Raw genomic sequence first — 19868 nt, 5'->3', positions numbered from 1 at the left:
GTGCCGGCGGAGGCGGCGAAAGCGCTGGTGGGGCGGGGCCCCGGGTGACGGACCGGGAACCCTCGGGTCAGGTCAGGGCGCCGGGCGGCTCACTTCAGGGCGCCCGCCGTCAGGCCCTGGACGACCTGGCGCTGGAAGATGATGTATGCGGCCAGGACCGGCAGCATCGCCATCACCAGGCCGGCGAAGAGTCCGGACCAGTCACCCTTGTAGCCCTGGCTGACGGCCAGCTGGACCAGCCCCTGGGTGAGGACGTGCTTGTCCGGATCGGTGTTCAGCACCGTCGGCAGCATGTACTGGTTCCACTGCCCCAGGAAGTTGAAGATCCCCACGCTGATCAGGCCGGGCTTGGCCATCGGCAGCATGATCTGGAAGAACGTCCGGGTGTGCGAGGCGCCGTCCACGAAGGCCGCCTCGGCCACCGAGGCCGGCAGGGTCCGGAAGAACGCCGTCAGGAAGAACACGGTGAAGGGCAGCGAGTAGGCGATATAGACCAGGATCAGCCCGTGGATCGTGTTCAGCAGCCCCATGTTGTTCACGACGTAGAACAACGGCACCAGGGCCAGCATGACCGGGAAGCTCATGCCGCCGATGAACAGGTAGTAGATGAACCGGTTGCCGGGGAAGTCGAAGCGGGCCAGCACGTACGCCGCCATCGAGCCGAGCACCAGCGTGCCGATCAGCGAGCCGCCCACCACCAGGACGGTGTTCAGGAAGTACTCGCTCATGTGGGCGTCGGTCCAGGCCCGCGCCCAGTTGTCGAAGTGCAGCTTGTCCGGCAGCGCCCAGGGCGAGCTGAAGATCGACCTGTCGTCCTTGAAGGACGTCATCACCGCCCACACCAGCGGCATGACCACCATGATCGCCCAGATGATCAGGATGCCGTGGGAGAAGGCGTTGAGGACGCCGCCCTCGGACTTGGTCCGGGGTGACCGGCCGGCCGGGGCGCCGGTCTTGGCGACGGGGGCGCCGGACTCGGCCGGGACGGGGGCGGGGGTCTCGGTCGTTTTCATGATCAGAACTCCAGCCGCTCGCGCCGGCCCAGCCGCATCACGATCGCCGCGAAGGCCAGCGTGACGACCAGCAGGGCGACGCCGATCGTGGTGGCGTAGGCGGCCTGACCGTCACGGAACGCCTTCTGGTACACGTACAGGACCATGACGGTGGTCGAATAGTCGGGGCCGCCCGGTCCGGTCGTCATGATCTGCACGACCGCGAACGACTCCGCGCCGAGGGCGAGGATGCCCATGTAGACCCAGCCGGACTGGACGGTGTCCCACAGCAGCGGCAGGGTGATCCGGAAGAAGGTGGTGAACCGGCTGGCGCCGTCCAGCAGGGCGGCCTCGTACAGGTCGGCCGGGATGGAGGCCATGCCGGCCGAGAAGAGGACCACGAAGAAGCCGGTCGTGGACCACACGAGCACGGCCATCACGCACCACAGCGCCAGGCTCGGGTCGCCCAGCCACAGCGGCTGCACGCCGCCGAGCCCGATACCGCGCAGCACGGAGTTGATCGCTCCGCTGTCCGGGTTGTACGCGAAAGCGAACAGCAGGGCGACGATGGCGATCGACAGCACCTGCGGGAAGAAGTAGACGATCTTGTAGAAGGAGGAGCCGCGGACACCGGTGATGACCGGTCCGCCCCTGCGGCGCCGCCCGCCGACGTTGATCATGAAGGCGAAGAACAGCGCCAGCCCGATCGTCACCAGCGGCAGCAGCAGCGCGAACAGCAGGCTGTGCTGCAACGACTTCCAGAAGATGTCGTCGTGGAACATCCTCGTGTAGTTGTCGAAGCCGACCATCTTGAAGTCGGGACTCAGCCCCGTCCAGTCCGTGAACGAGTAGTAGATGGACTGGATGAACGGCCAGACGACGAAGAGCGCGTACAGCCCCAGGGGAACCACCAGGAACCCCACGATGAACCGGTACTTGCCGTGCTGCATTGCTAGCGTCCCCGATCTGAAGGGCGGTCGGTGCCGCCAGGGTCCGTCCGGCCGCCGGACGGACCCTGGTGACGGTCCCTCACTGGTGCTTGTAGTGCTTGATCGACGTGTCCTTCGCGGCCTCGTCGGCGAAGCCCTGGATCTTCTTGATGGCCTCCGCCGGGGTGAGACGGCCCGCCATCATCTCGCCGAGGCCGGCCACACCGATCTTCTCCTTCTGCAGCTGCACGTACCAGTCCTGCAGCCGCGGGTTCACCACGTTGGAGCCGGCCAGCTCCAGCGCCGCGACGCCGGACTTCAGACCCGGGGTCAGCTGGATGCCGTCGGTGCCGCCGTTGTAGGCGGTCAGCGACTTCACCTTGGTGGTGAAGTTCTTCGAGGACGCCTCGGAGAGCATGATGCGCAGCTGTTCCATGCCGCCCTCGGGGTTGGCGGCCTTGGCCGGGACGATGAAGGGCTCGCCGCCGGAGGCCCAGATCGTGCCGAAGGGCATCTTGTCGGAGGAGTCGATGCCGCTGGGCGCGGAGACCGCGAGGTCGAAGTCCTTCGGGATGACGTTCGCGGACTCGTTCTCCACCCAGGAGCCGTTCGGGATGAACAGCGCCTTGCCCTGGGCCCAGGCGGTCTGGGACTGGATGTGGTCCAGGCCCGGGGTGCCCTTGAGGATGTAGCCCTTCTTGTACAGCTCGTAGTACGCCTCGAAGCAGGCCTTGACCGCCGGGTGCTTCCAGGCGTTCGGCTCCAGGTTGTCGATGGCGTCCAGGACCTCGCGGCCGCCGACCTTGCCGATCATCGGGTACAGCGAGAAGGGGATGTAGTACGGGTACTTTCCGGCGTAGGTCCAGCCGGCCATGCCCTTCTTCTTGGCCTTCTCGCAGACCTGGAGCATCTCGTCCCAGGTCTTCGGGTACTGGGCGTCCAGCGAGTCCAGGGCCTTCTGCGAGTACCAGACGCCGTAGACGGTGTAGGCGTAGTAGAGGATCCAGACCGGGTTGCCGTCGAACTGGCCCATCTCGACGATGCCCGGCCGCAGCGTGTCGCGGACCTTCTTGTTCGGGTCGTCGTAGGAGGGCGCGTCCAGCAACGGGGTGAGGTCGGCGAGCTGGTTCTTGCCGACGAGGACGCCCATGTCCATCTGCTCGGCGCCGGAGTTGTCGATGAGGTCCGGCGGGTTGCCCTGGTTGAAACGGGGCTGCAGGGTGGACTGGATCTTCTGGGTGGCCGAGAACTTCACCTTCGCCTTGGGGAAGTCCTTCTGGTAGATCTTGGTGGCGTCCTCCGCGTACTCCTTGCCGAAGCCGCCGTCGAACAGGACGAATTCCATCTGCGCGGTCTCGTTGACCCCGAGCGGATTCTTCGCCGTCTTCTTGCCCGCCTTGGCCTTGCCCTGGCCGTCACCGCCGCCGCTGGCGCACGCGGACAGGAAGCTCATCGCGGGTACGGACACCAGGCCGAGCGCCGCGGACCGCTTGATCAGGGCGCGGCGGCCGACGCCCCCGTGGTTCTCGGCGGAAGTGGATCCCATGCGCAAGTCCTCGCCTTCTCCAGGACTCAGGCGGTGAACCGGATCCTCCCCGGCACCGCGGTGGGCCAAGCTGGGTAGTGCAGAAAGTACTTCGTGCGTCATCCACCGGGATCGCTGGGATTACAAGGAAGCGGACGCGTTTTGCACGTCGAACCACCTTTCCGGCTCCCCCCGGCGTCCGCGCGGAACCGGTCGAACGGCTTCACGGACGCCGACAGGTATAGTCCACTTCCGGCAGGGGGAGCAAGATCGAACGCACGGTTCCCTGTCGGTCTTTTCCGAGTTGAGACCTCGCGGAAATATGAACCGCATGCGGCTTCCTGGACGGAAATATCCGTGACTTCGGGCCTGAATGCCGCACTCAACACCCTTGACATCGCTGGCCACTTGACTCCCTACTGGAGCCTGCGTCGAAAGTGACAACGTTGTCCGGCGCTCGGAGAACCAGGGAGGGTGCCCTCGTCATGCATCACAGAGCACGGCACAGATGGGGTACGGCGGTCGCCTTCGCGGCCGCCTTCGTCATGGCCGCCGCTTCCCAGGGGGCGGCGATCGCCCTGCCCGGCGCGGCCCGTCCGGCCGACCGGGAGTTCGCTTCCTCGTTCGAGTCCGGCGATCCGGCCCCGGACTGGCTGAACACGGTCGACACCGCGCCGGACGGCAGCAAGCGCGCCTCGGGCGTGGACGGCGGCTACAGCTCCGGCATCCCCGGCAATGTCGACGACCACGTCACCGATCTGCGGGCCAGCGGCGAGAACACGGGCGGGGGTGAGGTCAAGGAGAACCTGATCGACGGCGAGTCGGGCACCAAGTGGCTGACCTTCGCCTCCACCGGCTGGGTCGAGTTCGATCTCGACAAACCTCTGAAAATAACCCGGTACGCCCTCACGTCCGCCAACGACCACGCCGAGCGGGACCCGAAGGACTGGACCCTGCAGGGCTCGGCGGACGGCAAGGACTGGACGACGGTCGACTCCCGCTCGGGCGAGACCTTCGCCCAGCGGTTCCAGACCAAGACGTACGACCTGGCCGCGCCGGCCGAGTACCAGCACTTCCGGCTTCAGGTCACGAAGACCGCCGACACCTCGGACATCCTCCAGATCGCCGACGTGCAGTTCTCCACCGGCGACGACGGCGGCTCCGTCCCGCAGGACATGCTCTCCCTGGTCGACCGCGGCCCGAGCGGCTCGCCGACCGCGAAGTCCGGCGCCGGCTTCACCGGCAAGCGGGCGCTGCGCTACGCCGGCCGCCACACCGCCAAGGGCCGGGCGTACTCCTACAACAAGATCTTCGACGTGAACGTCAAGGTCACCCGCGACACGCAGCTGTCGTACCGCATCTACCCGTCGATGGCCGACGGCGACCGCGACTACGACGCCACCAACGTCGCCGTGGACCTCGTCTTCACCGACGGCACGTACCTGAGCCGGCTGGGCGCCACCGACCAGCACGGCTTCACGCTGAGCCCGCAGGGGCAGGGTGCGGCCAAGACGCTGTACGTCAACCAGTGGAACAACGTCGTCTCGCGGATCGGCTCGGTCGCGGCCGGCAAGACGATCGACCGGATCCTGCTCGCCTACGACTCCCCCACCGGCCCGGCGAAGTTCCGCGGCTGGCTGGACGACGTGTCGATCAAGCAGGCCGCGCCCGAGAAGCCCAAGGCGCACCTGTCGGACTACGCGCTGACCACCCGCGGCACCAACTCCAGCGGCAGCTTCTCGCGCGGCAACAACTTCCCGGCCACCGCGATGCCGCACGGCTTCAACTTCTGGACGCCGGTGACCAACGCCTCCTCGCTGAGCTGGCTGTACGAATACGCACGTGCGAACAACGCCGACAACCTGCCGACGATCCAGGCGTTCAGCGCCAGCCACGAGCCGAGCCCGTGGATGGGTGACCGGCAGACCTTCCAGGTGATGCCGTCGGCGGCGTCCGGCACCCCGGACACCGACCGCACCGCCCGCGCCCTCGCCTTCCGGCACGAGAACGAGACCGCACGCCCCTACTACTACGGGGTGACGTTCGAGAACGGCCTGAAGGCCGAGATGGCCCCGACCGACCACGCCGCCGCCCTGCGCTTCACCTACCCGGGCGACGACGCGAGCGTCGTCTTCGACAACGTCACCGAGCAGGCCGGCCTGACCCTGGACAAGGAGCACGGGGTCGTCACCGGCTACTCGGACGTGAAGTCCGGCCTGTCCACGGGCGCCACCCGGCTGTTCGTCTACGGCGTCTTCGACAAGCCGGTGAAGGACGGATCGTCCAGCGGGGTCAAGGGCTACCTGCGTTTCGACGCGGGCACGGACCACACCGTCACCCTGCGCCTGGCCACCTCGCTGATCAGCGTGGACCAGGCCAAGGACAACCTGCGCCAGGAGATCCCGGACGGCACCTCCTTCACCGCGGTGAAGGCGCGCGCCCAGCACGCCTGGGACCAGCTGCTGGGCAAGGTCGAGGTCCAGGGCGCCACGCCGGACCAGCTGACCACGCTGTACTCCAGCATGTACCGGCTGTACCTGTACCCGAACTCCGGCTTCGAGAAGGTCGGCGGAAAGGACCGGTACGCCTCCCCGTTCTCGCCGATGACCGCGCAGGACACGCCGACGCACACCGGCGCGAAGATCGTCGACGGCAAGGTGTACGTCAACAACGGCTTCTGGGACACCTACCGCACCACCTGGCCGGCGTACTCGCTGCTGACACCGTCTCAGGCCGGTGAGATGGTCGACGGTTTCGTCCAGCAGTACAAGGACGGCGGCTGGACCTCCCGCTGGTCCTCCCCCGGCTACGCCGACCTGATGACCGGCACCTCCTCGGACGTGGCGTTCGCCGACGCCTACGTCAAGGGCGTCCCGATGGACGCGAAGGCGGCGTACGAGGCGGCCCTGAAGAACGCCACCGTGGTGCCGCCGTCCTCGGGCGTGGGCCGCAAGGGCATGAGCACCTCCCCCTTCCTCGGCTACACCAGCACGGCCACCGGCGAGGGCCTGTCGTGGGCGATGGAGGGCTACGTCAACGACTACGGCATCGCGAAGATGGGCGAGGCCCTGTACAAGAAGACGGGCGAGAAGCACTACCGGGAGGAGGCGCAGTACTTCCTCAACCGCGCCCAGGACTACGTGAAGATGTTCGACGCGAAGGCGGGCTTCTTCCAGGGCCGTGACGCCCAGGGCAACTGGCGGGTCGACTCCGCGAAGTACGACCCGCGGGTGTGGGGCTACGACTACACGGAGACCGACGGCTGGGGCTACGCCTTCACCGCCCCGCAGGACAGCCGCGGCCTGGCCAACCTCTACGGCGGCCAGAAGGGTCTCGCGGACAAGCTCGACACCTACTTCGCCACGCCGGAGACGGCGTCCTCGGAGTTCACCGGCTCCTACGGCGGCGTCATCCACGAGATGACCGAGGCCCGGGACGTGCGCATGGGCCAGTACGGCCACTCCAACCAGGTCGCGCACCACGTGCTGTACATGTACGACGCGGCCGGCGAGCCCTACAAGGCGCAGGCGAAGATCCGCGAGGTGCTCTCCCGGCTCTACGTCGGCAGCGAGATCGGCCAGGGCTACCACGGCGACGAGGACAACGGCGAGCAGTCGGCCTGGTACCTCTTCTCCGCGCTCGGCTTCTACCCGCTGGTCATGGGCAGCGGCGAGTACGCCATCGGATCCCCGCTGTTCACCAAGGCCACCGTCCACCTGGACAACGGCCACGACCTGGTGATCAGCGCGCCGAAGAACAGCGCCGAGAACGTCTACGTGCAGGGCGTGCGGTTCAACGGCAAGGCGTGGAACTCCACGAACCTGCCCCACTCGCTGCTGTCCAAGGGCGGGGTGCTGCGGTTCGACATGGGTCCGCGGCCCTCGGCGTGGGGCACGGGCAAGAACGCGGCGCCGGTGTCCATCACGACCGGCGACAAGGTGCCGTCCCCGCGCTCGGACGTGCTGAAGGGTGACGGCGCGCTGTTCGACGACACCTCGGCGACGGACGCGACGGTGACGACGGTGGACCTGCCGGTGACCGGCGCCACCGAGGCCGTGCAGTACACCCTGACCTCGTCCGGTGACCACACGAAGGCTCCGACGGGCTGGACGCTGCAGGCGTCCCTTGACGGCACGCACTGGGCGACGCTCGACAAGCGCTCGGGCGAGTCCTTCGCCTGGGACAAGCAGACCCGTCCGTTCACGATCGCCTCGCCGGGCACGTACCAGAAGTACCGGCTGGTCCTGGACGGGGCGGCGACGCTGGCGGAGGTGGAGCTGCTGGCCTGACGCCCACGGCATGCGGAAGGGGGCGGGTCCCGCCGGGGCCCGCCCCCTTCCGCGTGCCCGGCCGTGCGTGTCCGGCGCGCGGGCCCGGTGGCCGTTCCTCCGTGCCACCGGGCCCGCGCGAGCACCCTGCCCGCCGGCGCCCCGCCATCCCCACGACGCCGGCGCACACCGCGGCAGGGAGCGAGGCGGAAACGGCCATGGCGGCGGGGTCCGGTCCGCCTCGATGGGAGCGCTCCCACCTCGCCTGTGGCCGAAGGTAGCGCGGACGGCGGCGGCTGTAAACGCCTCGCGCACGAAACACATCTGCACCATGCGCGGTGGGCCGCACCCCCGTCGCCGGGGATGCGGCCCACCGTGTGGTGCTCGCCGCCGTTACTTGCGGATCAGGCTGCGCAGCACGTACTGCATGATGCCGCCGTTGCGGTAGTAGTCCGCCTCACCGGGGGTGTCGATGCGGACGACCGCGTCGAACTCGACACCGGTGTCGGTGGTCACCTTCACCGTGCGCGGCGTGGTGCCGTCGTTCAGCTCGGTGACGCCGGTGATGGAGAAGGTCTCCTCGCCGGTCAGGCCGAGGGACTCGGCCGAGGCGCCCTCGGGGAACTGCAGCGGCAGCACGCCCATGCCGATCAGGTTGGAGCGGTGGATGCGCTCGTAGGACTCGGCGATGACGGCCTTGACGCCCAGCAGCGCGGTGCCCTTCGCGGCCCAGTCGCGCGAGGAGCCGGAGCCGTACTCCTTGCCGGCCAGGACGACCAGCGGGATGTTCTGCGCGATGTAGTTGCGCGAGGCGTCGTAGATGAAGGAGACCGGGCCGCCCTCCTGCGTGAAGTCACGCGTGTAGCCGCCCTCGGTGCCCGGCGCGATCTGGTTGCGCAGGCGGATGTTGGCGAACGTACCGCGGATCATGACCTCGTGGTTGCCGCGGCGGGAGCCGTAGCTGTTGAAGTCGCGGCGCTCGACGCCGTGCTCCGTGAGGTACTTGCCGGCCGGGGTGTCGGCCTTGATGGCGCCGGCCGGGGAGATGTGGTCGGTGGTGACCGAGTCGCCCAGCTTGGCGAGCACCCGGGCGCCGGTGATGTCCTCGACCGGGGCCGGCTCCATCGTCATGCCCTCGAAGTACGGGGGCTTGCGGACGTAGGTGGACTCCGGGTCCCACTCGAAGGTGTCGCCGGTCGGGACGGGCAGCGACTGCCACTGGGCGTCGCCGGCGAAGACGTCGCTGTAGGACTTGGAGAACATGTCCTCGCCGATGGCGTTGGCGACGACGTCGTTGACCTCGGACTCGCTCGGCCAGATGTCCTTCAGGTAGACGGGGTTGCCGTCCTTGTCGGTGCCCAGGGCGTCCTTGGTGATGTCCACCTTCATGGAGCCGGCGATGGCGTAGGCGACGACCAGCGGCGGGGACGCCAGGTAGTTCATCTTGACGTCGGGGTTGATCCGGCCCTCGAAGTTGCGGTTGCCGGACAGCACCGAGACGACGGCGAGGTCGTTGTCGTTGACGGCCTTGGAGACCTCCTCCGGCAGCGGGCCGGAGTTGCCGATGCAGGTGGTGCAGCCGTAGCCGACGAGGTTGAAGCCCAGCTTGTCCAGGTACGGGGTCAGGCCGGCCTTGTCGTAGTAGTCCATGACGACCTTGGAGCCCGGCGCCAGCGTGGTCTTGACCCACGGCTTGCGGGTCAGGCCCTTCTCCACCGCCTTCTTGGCCACCAGCGCGGCGGCGACCATGACGTACGGGTTGGAGGTGTTGGTGCACGAGGTGATGGCCGCCACCGTGACCGCGCCGTGGTCCAGGGTGTAGGTCGTGCCGTCGGCGGCCTCGACGGTCACCGGGTTGGACGGGCCGGGGCCGGGGACGACGGCGGAGTGCTGCGGGGCGCCGGCGCCGTTCTCCTGGTGGCCGTAGGCCGGGGCGTCGCTGGCCGGGAAGGACTCGTCGCTGGCCTCGTCGACCGGGGAGGCGAGGGTGCCGGTGCCGGTGGTCTGGGCCTGGACGTAGTTGAGGACGTCGCTGGTGAACTGCTCGGCGGCCTGGGCCAGGACGATGCGGTCCTGCGGGCGCTTCGGGCCGGCGATGGAGGGCACGACGGTGGACAGGTCCAGCTCGAGCTTCTCGGAGTAGTCCGGCTCGGCGTTCGGGTCCAGCCAGAGGCCCTGCTCCTTGGCGTAGGCCTCGACGAGCGCGATCTGCTGCTCGGAGCGGCCGGTCAGGCGCAGGTAGTTGATGGTCTCGTCGTCGATCGGGAAGATCGCGGCGGTGGAGCCGAACTCCGGCGACATGTTGCCGATGGTGGCGCGGTTGGCCAGGGAGGTCGCGGCCACGCCCTCGCCGTAGAACTCGACGAACTTGCCGACCACACCGTGCTTGCGCAGCATCTCGGTGATGGTGAGCACCAGGTCGGTGGCGGTGGTGCCGGTGGGCAGCTCGCCGGTGAGCTTGAAGCCGACCACGCGCGGGATCAGCATGGAGACCGGCTGGCCGAGCATGGCGGCCTCGGCCTCGATGCCGCCGACGCCCCAGCCGAGGACGCCGAGGCCGTTGACCATGGTGGTGTGCGAGTCGGTGCCCACCAGGGTGTCGGGGTAGGCCTTGCCGTCGCGGACCATGACGACGCGGGCCAGGTGCTCGATGTTCACCTGGTGGACGATGCCGGTGCCGGGCGGGACGACCTTGAACTCGTCGAAGGCGGTCTGGCCCCAGCGCAGGAACTGGTAGCGCTCCTTGTTGCGGCCGTACTCCAGCTCCACGTTCTGCTTGAAGGAGTCCGGGGTGCCGAACTTGTCGGCGATGACGGAGTGGTCGATGACCAGCTCGGCCGGGGCCAGCGGGTTGATCTTCGCCGGGTCGCCGCCGAGCTCCTTGACGGCCTCGCGCATGGTGGCGAGGTCGACGACACAGGGCACGCCGGTGAAGTCCTGCATGATCACGCGGGCCGGCGTGAACTGGATCTCCTGCGACGGCTGGGCCTGGGAGTCCCAGGTGCCGAGGGCGCGGATGTGGTCGGCGGTGATGTTCGCGCCGTCCTCGGTGCGCAGGAGGTTCTCCAGCAGGACCTTCAGGCTGTAAGGCAGTCGGGCCGAGCCCTCGACCTTGTCAAGCCGGAAGATCTCGTACGACTCGTCGCCCACCTGCAGCGTGCTGCGGGCGTCGAAGCTGTTCGCCGACACGACAGTCTCCTTCATTGATGTGCGCGTACCACCACACCGCAAACCATATGCGGCTCCCGCCGCGGGGTGCCGCCACGGCATCTGGGCCGGTCCGCTAAGGTGAACCTAAGTTAGGCAACCCTTACCGGGGGTGGCGACTGCGGCGCTCTCGGCAGATATCTCGATGTCGAGATAACTCTAGTACATGGGGGCCGGATGGTCATGCCCGGAGCGCACCGGGCCCGCCGGGCCGCGGTGGCGTGCCTCACACCACCGCGCCTCACGCCGCCGCCTGCGAGGATCAGCCCATGACGGACGACGATCGACCCATGGCCGACGACGATCGACCCAGGGCGGACGATGATCGACCCGTGACGGACGAGGATCGGCCCATGCCGGACGACCGCCCCGGGGAGCGGGACGCCGCCCTCGTCGGCCACTGGAGCAGCGCCCCCTTCGAGTACGGCGTCATGGAGTGCTCGGAACTGGAGTTCCACGCCGACGGGCGCGGCAGCGCGACCGTCGCGCACCTCGCCGGCGACGACGTCGCCCGCTTTCGGTGGCACTGCCCGCGACCCGGCCTGCTGGAGCTGCGCGACGAGGACGGCGCCACCGAGCGCCGGCGCTACACCCTCGGTCCCGCCGTACCGGCCCACACGGGACAGGCGCTGTTCGCCCTCCCCTTCGACGAGTCCGTCCACTTCGCCCATCAATACGCCAAACAGGGGTAATCGGACAGCAGGCTCCCCCCCCCCTCGGCAATTCGGCGAAACACGCCCCCCCGCCGGTCGACTGACACGCCATCACCCGAACGGACCCCCTCAACAAGCGCCATCTCATATCTGAGATAACCTCAACCTCATGGCAGACGACTACCTCGTACGCATCGGCAAGCTCATCCGTGACGCCCGCCAGCACCGCGGCTGGACGCAGGCTCAGCTCGCCGAGGCGCTCGGCACCAGCCAGAGCGCCGTCAATCGCATCGAGCGCGGCAACCAGAACATCAGCCTTGAGATGATCGCCCGGATCGGTGAGGCCCTGGACAGCGAGATCGTGTCCCTGGGCTACGCGGGCCCGATGCACCTGCGGGTGGTCGGCGGCCGCCGGCTGTCCGGCTCCATCGACGTCAAGACGAGCAAGAACGCGTGCGTGGCCCTGCTGTGCGCCTCGCTGCTGAACAAGGGCCGCACGGTGCTGCGCCGGGTGGCCCGGATCGAGGAGGTGTACCGGCTCCTGGAGGTGCTCGGCTCCATCGGGGTGCGCACCCGCTGGATCAACGACGGCGTCGACCTGGAGATCGTGCCGCCGGCCGAACTGGACCTGGACGCCATCGACGCCGAGGCCGCCGTGCGCACCCGCTCCATCATCATGTTCTTCGGCCCGCTGCTGCACCGCATGGACCGCTTCAAGCTGCCCTACGCGGGCGGCTGCGACCTGGGCACCCGCACCATCGAGCCGCACATGATCGCGCTGCGCCGGTTCGGCCTGGAGATCGCGGCCACCGAGGGCCAGTACCACGCCCGGGTGGACCGCACGGTCCGCCCCGAGCGCCCCATCGTGCTGACCGAGCGCGGCGACACCGTGACCGAGAACGCGCTGCTGGCGGCGGCCCGCCACGACGGCGTGACCGTCATCCGCAACGCCTCCTCCAACTACATGGTCCAGGACCTGTGCTTCTTCCTGGAGGCGCTGGGCGTGCGGGTCGAGGGCATCGGCACCACCACGCTCACCGTGCACGGCGTGCCGACCATCGACGTCGACGTGGACTACTCCCCCTCCGAGGACCCGGTGGAAGCGATGAGCCTGCTCGCCGCGGCCGTCGTCACCGAGTCGGAGCTGACGGTGCGCCGGGTGCCGATCGAGTTCCTGGAGATCGAGCTGGCGGTGCTGGAGGAGATGGGCCTGGACCACGACCGCAGTCCCGAGTACTCCGCGGACAACGGCCGCACCCGCCTGACGGACCTGACCGTGCGCCCCTCCAAGCTGGAGGCGCCCATCGACAAGATCCACCCCATGCCGTTCCCCGGCCTGAACATCGACAACGTCCCGTTCTTCGCGGCGATCGCGGCCACCGCCCAGGGCAAGACCCTCATCCACGACTGGGTCTACGACAACCGTGCCATCTACCTGACCGACCTCAACCGCCTCGGCGGACGCCTGCAGTTGCTCGACCCGCACCGGGTCCTGGTCGAGGGCCCGACCCGCTGGCGCGCCGCCGAGATGATGTGCCCGCCCGCCCTGCGCCCCGCCGTCGTCGTCCTGCTGGCGATGATGGCCGCGGAGGGCACGTCCGTGCTGCGCAACGTCTACGTCATCAACCGCGGGTACGAGGACCTGGCCGAGCGGCTGAACTCGATCGGGGCGCAGATCGAGATCTTCCGGGACATCTGACGCTCCTCCCCGAGGGTGCCGCCGCGCTCCGGCGGCACCCTCGGATATGGCATATCGGGGAGGGGCCGCGCGGCCGACGCGCCGGCCGCCCACGGGGCATCGGGGGACGGACGCACACACAGCGGTGCGCGATCGACCAGAACATGCGTTGACACCGTCAACGCATGAATGTGATGCTCGTCAACAGGAGGGGTGTACGCTCCCTACCGAACGTACCCACCTTGTATGCGACGGGTGAAGCGGGGAGGGGCCAGTGGGCCAGGACACGGTCGGCGGGCGGTTCCGGATCACGGGGGTCCTGGGCCGCGGCAACATGGGGGAAGTGCACCGGGCCCGGGATCTGCAGGCCGCTCCGGACTCCCCCCACCAGGAGGTGGCGGTCAAGACCGTGCTGCGCGCCCGCACCGGGGTCGCCGTCGACGCCTCCGGGGCGAACAAGGAGATCGACCGTTTCCGCCGCGAAGTGCGGATCATGCGCATGCTCTCCCAGGGGCACCCCAACCTCACGCTGCTGATCGACGGCGGTGTGGACGGGACGCCCGGCGGCAGCGGTCTGCCCTACCTGGCGATGGAGCTGCTCGACGGCAATCCGCTCGCGGACCTGATCGACGAGGAGCCCCAGCTGCCCGTCTCCTGGGTGGCGGCGATCGGCTCGCAGGTCGCCGCGGGCCTGACCGCGGCCCACACCGCGGGGGTCGTGCACCGCGATCTGAAGCCGGCCAACGCCATGCTGACCCGCGACGGAACCGTCAAGATCCTCGACTTCGGCATGGGTTCGGTCGTCGACGATCCGGACCAGACGCGGTTGACCAGCACGGGCGTCAGCGTGGGCACGGCCCGGTACATGGCTCCCGAGCAGTTCCGCGCCGAGCGGGTCTCCGCGTCGGCCGACCTGTACGCGCTCGGCTGCATCCTGTACGAACTGCTGATAGGACGGCCGCCGTTCTCCGCCAGGACCCCCTACGAGCTGTCGCAGCAGCATCTGCACGAGAAGCCGCCCCAGCTCACCCTGGTGCGCCCGGACCTGCCCGCCGAGCTGGTGCGGCTGGTGGAGCGCCTGTTGGAGAAGGACGCCGAGAACCGGCCCGAGAACGCGGCGATGGTCCGCGAGGCGCTCGTCCCGCTCGCCCTCGCGCAGGACGACACGGCCGGGCTGCTCGCACCGCACTGGCGGGCCATGGACCCGGTGGCCCGGCTGAGGGCCCTGCTCCCCGAGCCGGCGCCGGCCGCGCCCGCGCCCGCCCCGCGCAGGCAGCCGCGCCTGCCGGAGGCGATGGACGTCTTCGGCATCCACGCCGACCTGATCAGCGAGTACGAGAACTTCACCAAGAGCGCGACGGTCATCCGCGACGCCCGTATCGCCGGCTTCGTCGAGGACGACCTGCGGGCCAAGTCGCAGTGGCCGGACCCGTGGCTGTCGCTGAACCCGTTCTTCGCCGACGGCGGCCAGGTCACCGACCTCGTCCGGGACGGGGTGCTGCACCCGAAGTGCGCGGAGATCTTCCAGGCGGGCAAGAAGGAGACCTCACCGCGCCCGGACCGCCGCCCGCTGACGTTCCATCTGCACCAGCGGCAGGCGATCGAGGCCGCGCAGGCCGGGGACTCCTACGTGCTCACCACGGGCACCGGTTCCGGCAAGTCGCTGTCGTACATCGTCCCGATCGTGGACCGGGTGCTCAAGGAGCGCGAGGCGGCGGGGCCGGACGCGGGCGGCCGGGTGCGGGCGATCGTCGTCTACCCGATGAACGCGCTCGCCAACTCGCAGCTCGGGGAGCTGGAGAAGTACCTGCGTCACGGCTTCGGCAAGGGCCGTGAGCCGGTCACCTTCGCCCGCTACACCGGTCAGGAGTCCGACGAGGACCGCCGGGAGCTGCGCCGGAATCCTCCGGACATCCTGCTGACCAACTACGTGATGCTGGAGCTGATGCTGACCCGGCCGGACGACCGGTCCAGCCTGATCCGCATGGCCGAGGGGCTGCAGTTCCTCGTCTTCGACGAGCTGCACACCTACCGGGGCCGGCAGGGCGCGGACGTGGCGTTCCTGATCCGCCGGGTGCGGGAGGCCTGCCGCGCGTCGGCGACCCTCCAGTGCATCGGCACCTCGGCGACGATGTCCACCGAGGGCTCGTGGGAGGACCAGCAGCGCGAGGTGGCCAGGGTCGCCGGCCGGTTGTTCGGTACGACGGTGCGGCCCCAGCGCGTCATCGGCGAGACCCTGGTCCGGGCGACCGAGGAGGCCCCCGAGACCGTCCCCGCGGAGCGGCTGCGGGTGCCCGCCGCGCCCCGCTCGTACGAGGCGCTGACCAAGGACCCGCTGGCCCGCTGGGTGGAGTCCCGGTTCGGCCTGGAGCGCGAGGAGGGCACGGGGCGGCTGCGCCGCCGCGCGCCGGGCACCGTGGAGGAGGCGGCGGCCGAGCTCACCGCGCGGACCGGCGTGCCCGAGGAGACCGTGCGGGAGGCGATCCGCACGACGCTTGAGGCGGGGGCGCAGGCCAAGCATCCGGTCACGGAGCGGCCGCTGTTCGCCTTCCGGCTGCACCAGTTCCTCTCCAAGGGCGACACCGTCTACACGACCCTTGAGGACCCGCTGACCCGGCCGCTGACCCGCACCTACCAGCTGGAGCAGCCCGGCAGCGACGGCAAGCCGCTGTATCCGCTGGCCTTCTGCCGCGAGTGCGGCCAGGAGTACCTGACGGTGTGGCGCACCGAGGACGGCGGCGCGTTCCGGTACGAGCCGCGCCGGGACACCTCCGCCTCCGGGGGCCGGGCCGGCGAGGGATACCTGTACCTGGGCATGCCCGGCCAGGATTACGAGTGGCCGGCCGATCCGCAGAAGGCCGTGGACGACCGGCGGCTTCCGGAGTCGTGGCTGGAGACGGACGCCCAGGGGGTGACGGTCGTCAAGAAGTCCTACAGGCCGCGGCTGCCCAAACGCGTCGTCGTCGATCCCTACGGCAACGAGTCGGGCGAGGGCCTGGTGGCGGCGTTCGTGCCGGCTCCGTTCCTGTTCTGCGTGCACTGCCAGGTCTCCTACGAGCAGACCCGCGGCCGTGACTTCGCCAAGCTGGCGACGCTCGACCAGGAGGGGCGTTCCTCTGCCACCTCGCTGATCTCCGCGTCGATCGTGAAGTCCCTGCGGGCGGTGCCCGAGGAGAGCCTGGGCAAGGAGGCGCGCAAGCTCCTCACCTTCGTCGACAACCGGCAGGACGCGTCGCTGCAGGCCGGGCACTTCAACGACTTCGCCCAGGTCACCCAGTTGCGCGGCGCCTTGTACCAGGCCGCGCTGCAGGCGGGCGAGGAGGGGCTGCGCCATGACGACCTCGCGGAGGCGGTCACCGAGGTCATGGGCCTCACGCCCCGCGACTACGCGGCCGGCTCCGACCTGCCGCCGTCGATGGAGCGCCGGGCGACCAAGGCCTTCCGCGACGTCGTCGGCTACCGCCTCTACCGCGACCTGGAGCGCGGCTGGCGCATCACCATGCCGAACCTGGAGCAGACGGGTCTGCTGCGCATCGACTACGAGGACCTCGGCTGGGTCGCGGCGCACCCCGAGCGCTGGCAGTCCGCGCACGCCGTGCTGCGCGACGCCGATCCGGCACTGCGCGAGGAGGTCTCCCGCACCCTGCTCGACTACATGCGGCGCGAACTGGCCATCGACGTGCAGTACTTCCGTGACGACTTCGACACCCTGCAGCGGGCGAGCGAGGAGCGCCTGACCGGGCCGTGGGTGCTGAGCGAGAGCGACCGGCCGGTCGTCGGAACGGTCTACCCGTACGGCTCCCGGCCGGGCATGGAGCGCTCCGCGAAGTTCCTGTCGGCGCGCGGCAAGTTCGGCAAGTACCTGCAGCGGAACATGCCGGAACTGCGCGGCCTCCCGCTCGACGACGTCCAGTGCGTCATCGAGGACCTGCTGAAGGTGCTGCGGGAGGCGGACCTGGTGCGCGAGGTGGAGGCGACGCCCGAGCACTCCGGCCCGGCGTACCGCCGTCGGGCGGCGCAGAAGCGCACCGGCTACCGGGTGTCGGCCGCCGCGCTGATCTGGCGGGCCGGGGACGGTCAGCGCGGCGCGATCGACCCGCTGGCGCGCACCTACAGCAGCGGCGAGGGCCCGCGCGTCAACCCGTTCTTCCGCGACCTGTACCGCACCGCGGCCGCCGAACTGGCCGGCCTGTACGCGCGGGAGCACACCGCGCAGGTCGCCCCCGAGGACCGGCTGGAGCGGGAACGCCAGTTCCGTAACGCCGAACTGCCCCTGCTGTACTGCTCGCCGACGATGGAACTGGGCGTGGACATCTCCTCGCTCAACGCCGTGCTGATGCGCAACGTGCCGCCGACGCCGGCCAACTACGCGCAGCGCTCGGGCCGTGCGGGCCGCTCCGGACAGCCCGCGCTGGTGACGACGTACTGCGCGACCGGCAACAGCCACGACCAGTACTACTTCCGCCGCTCCCAGGACATGGTGTCCGGGCAGGTGGCCCCGCCGCGCCTGGACCTCGCCAACGAGGACCTGGTCCGCTCCCACCTGCAGGGCATCTGGCTGGCGGAGACCGGGATGAGGCTGGGCACCGCGATCCCGGAGGTCGTCGACGTCGCCTACGACCCCGACGGCAGTGACCGCCCCGACCCGCGGATGCCGCTGCCGCTGCGTGCCGACATCCTCAGCCGGTCGCTGGACGAGGACGCCCGCAGGCGCGCCGCCGCCACCGCCCGGACCGTCCTCGCCCCGCTGATCGCCGAGTTCGAGAAGACGACGTGGTGGTACGACGAGTGGATCGAGGACCGCGTCGAGCAGGCCCCGGCGGAGTTCGACGCCGCCTTCGACCGGTGGCGGGACCTGTTCCGGGCGGCCGTCATCGACCAGTACGAGCAGAACAAGCGCGTCGTCGACCACACCCTGTCCCCGGGCGAGCAGAGCCGTGCGCGCAGTCGCCGACGGGAGGCCGAGACGCAGACGAACCTGCTGCTGAACCGCTCCGTCGACAGCAAGTCGGTGATGAGCGACTTCAACCCGTACCGGTATCTGGCCTCCGAGGGCTTCCTGCCGGGCTACAGTTTCCCGCGGCTGCCGCTGGCCGCGTACATCCCGCGTTCCGGCAACCGCCGCAACGCCGACGGCGACTACCTGCAGCGTCCGCGCTTCCTCGCGATCCGCGAGTTCGGTCCCGGCGCGCTCATCTACCACGAGGGCGCCCGCTACCAGGTGACCCGCGTGCAGCTGCCGCCGGACGCCTCGGGCGAGCTGGCGACGACGGAGGCCAGGCGCTGCGACGGCTGCGGCTACCACCACCCCGTGAAGCCGGGCACCGACACGTGCACGATGTGCGGTGAGGAGCTGCGCGGCAAGCGCACCGGCCTGCTCCACCTGCACACCGTGTACACCACGCCGCGCGAGCGGATCTCCTCGGACGAGGAGGAGCGCCGCCGGGCCGGCTTCCGGCTGGAGACGTCGTACGCCTTCCAGGACCACGGGGCCCGCAAGGGACGGCTGACCTCGCACGTCACCGACGCCGACGGGACGCCCGTCCTCGACCTGGACTACGGCGACTCCGCGACCGTCCGCATCACCAACCTGGGTCGTGTCCGCGCCAAGGAGGGCGAGCCGGACGGCTACTGGCTGGACCTGGGCGACGGCCGCTGGCTCAACGACCGGGCCGCGGCGGACGCCATCGAGGGCACCGGCATGCCGGTGGTTGACGAGGACGGCAACGAGAAGCGCCGCAAGAAGCGGGTGTTGCCCTTCGTGGAGGACCGCCGCAACATCCTCGTGGTCACCCTGGAGGAGCCGCTGCCCGAGCCGGAGGCCCTGTCCTTCCTGTATGCGCTGGAGCGGGGCATCGAGGCGGCGTTCGAGCTGGAGGACTCCGAACTGACCGCGGAGCTGCTGCCGCCGGAGGACGGCCCGCGCCGCCGCATGCTGTTCACGGAGGCCGCCGAGGGCGGTGCCGGTGTGCTGCGCCGGATCCAGCACGAGAAGGACGCCCTCGCCGAGGCCGCCCGGACCGCCCTGGAGATCTGCCACTTCGACCCGGACACCGGCGAGGACGAGGGCGGCCCCAAGGGCGGCGAGAAGTGCGCCCGCGGCTGCTACGCCTGCCTGCTGACGTACGCCAACCAGACGCACCACCGGCAGCTGAGCCGGCACGCCGCCCGCCCGCTGCTGGCACGGCTGGCCCGGGCCCGCACCGAGCGGGAGGACCGCGGCGAGTCCCGCAGCGAACACTTCCGCAGGCTCGCCCCGGCCACCGCGTCGCGGCCTGCCGCGCCGACGCCGGTGGAGGCCGATCTGGCGGCGCTCGTGGCCGCGGGTGATCTGCTCGGCTGGCTGAAGGCCAAGGGGTACCGGCTGCCGAACGAGGTCGACGTCTTCGTCGACGGCGCGGCGGCCCGCCCCGACTTCGTCTTCCGCCTGGACGGCGCCCACCTCGCCGTGTTCGTCGACCTTCCCGGCCGCACGCCCGACTCCACCCGCGACGTCGAGGCCGGCTACCGCCTGGAGGACGCCGGCTGGGACGTCCTGCGGTTCCCCGCGGACGCGGACTGGGACACCATCGTCGAGCACAACGCCGCCTACTTCCGCCTGCGCTGACCGCCGCGC

8 protein-coding genes are annotated in these 19868 nt (G+C 69.8%); 4 read left to right on the top strand and 4 right to left on the bottom strand.

Annotation, left to right across the window (positions count from 1 at the left end):
• Positions 1–89: 89 nt before the first annotated feature.
• The 3 genes from GV126_RS25180 to ngcE form a co-directional block, all read right to left on the bottom strand.
• Entirely contained in the window at positions 90–1013 is a 924-nt protein-coding gene (locus GV126_RS25180) for a carbohydrate ABC transporter permease (RefSeq protein WP_159670915.1), read from the bottom strand.
• Positions 1014–1015: 2 nt separating this feature from the next.
• Positions 1016–1942: a carbohydrate ABC transporter permease gene (locus GV126_RS25175; RefSeq protein ID WP_028424270.1), complete on the bottom strand. Its 927-nt coding sequence runs from the start codon at positions 1940–1942 to the stop codon at positions 1016–1018.
• Between the two features lie 79 nt (positions 1943–2021).
• Complete coding sequence (ngcE, locus tag GV126_RS25170) at positions 2022–3467, bottom strand: N-acetylglucosamine/diacetylchitobiose ABC transporter substrate-binding protein (RefSeq protein ID WP_159670913.1); 1446 nt, start codon at positions 3465–3467, stop codon at positions 2022–2024.
• Between the two features lie 464 nt (positions 3468–3931).
• On the opposite strand from ngcE, the gene GV126_RS25165 reads away from it, so the two are divergent.
• Positions 3932–7735 carry a GH92 family glycosyl hydrolase gene (locus GV126_RS25165; RefSeq protein WP_185948159.1) on the top strand — a complete coding sequence of 1268 codons (3804 nt, stop codon included), beginning with the start codon at positions 3932–3934 and terminating at the stop codon, positions 7733–7735.
• Between the two features lie 372 nt (positions 7736–8107).
• Here GV126_RS25165 and GV126_RS25160 read toward each other — a convergent pair whose 3' ends face one another.
• Positions 8108–10918 (bottom strand): aconitate hydratase, encoded by a 2811-nt coding sequence (locus tag GV126_RS25160; RefSeq protein WP_185948160.1) that lies wholly within the window; start codon positions 10916–10918, stop codon positions 8108–8110.
• Between the two features lie 335 nt (positions 10919–11253).
• On the opposite strand from GV126_RS25160, the gene GV126_RS25155 reads away from it, so the two are divergent.
• From GV126_RS25155 to GV126_RS25145, 3 genes are all read left to right on the top strand, one after another.
• Positions 11254–11613, top strand: coding sequence for a hypothetical protein (locus GV126_RS25155; RefSeq protein WP_201299872.1), 360 nt, complete (start codon positions 11254–11256; stop codon positions 11611–11613).
• A 130-nt stretch (positions 11614–11743) separates the two neighbouring features.
• Positions 11744–13273: a helix-turn-helix domain-containing protein gene (locus GV126_RS25150; RefSeq protein ID WP_159670904.1), complete on the top strand. Its 1530-nt coding sequence runs from the start codon at positions 11744–11746 to the stop codon at positions 13271–13273.
• Positions 13274–13526: 253 nt separating this feature from the next.
• Complete coding sequence (locus GV126_RS25145) at positions 13527–19859, top strand: protein kinase domain-containing protein (protein ID WP_159670901.1); 6333 nt, start codon at positions 13527–13529, stop codon at positions 19857–19859.
• Positions 19860–19868: the final 9 nt, after the last annotated feature.

Source organism: Streptomyces mexicanus, from assembly GCF_902506575.1.
Lineage (GTDB): Bacteria > Actinomycetota > Actinomycetes > Streptomycetales > Streptomycetaceae > Streptomyces > Streptomyces mexicanus.
The sequence above is the reverse complement of the archived record's forward strand: the minus strand, read 5'-3'. Positions and strand labels throughout refer to the sequence as shown.

Coding starts and splice junctions, on each gene's coding strand:
- GV126_RS25180 (WP_159670915.1), bottom strand. CDS start 1,013: ATGAAAACGACCGAGACCCCCGCCCCCGTCCCGGCCGAGTCCGGCGCC.
- GV126_RS25175 (WP_028424270.1), bottom strand. CDS start 1,942: ATGCAGCACGGCAAGTACCGGTTCATCGTGGGGTTCCTGGTGGTTCCC.
- ngcE (WP_159670913.1), bottom strand. CDS start 3,467: ATGGGATCCACTTCCGCCGAGAACCACGGGGGCGTCGGCCGCCGCGCC.
- GV126_RS25165 (WP_185948159.1), top strand. CDS start 3,932: ATGCATCACAGAGCACGGCACAGATGGGGTACGGCGGTCGCCTTCGCG.
- GV126_RS25160 (WP_185948160.1), bottom strand. CDS start 10,918: ATGAAGGAGACTGTCGTGTCGGCGAACAGCTTCGACGCCCGCAGCACG.
- GV126_RS25150 (WP_159670904.1), top strand. CDS start 11,744: ATGGCAGACGACTACCTCGTACGCATCGGCAAGCTCATCCGTGACGCC.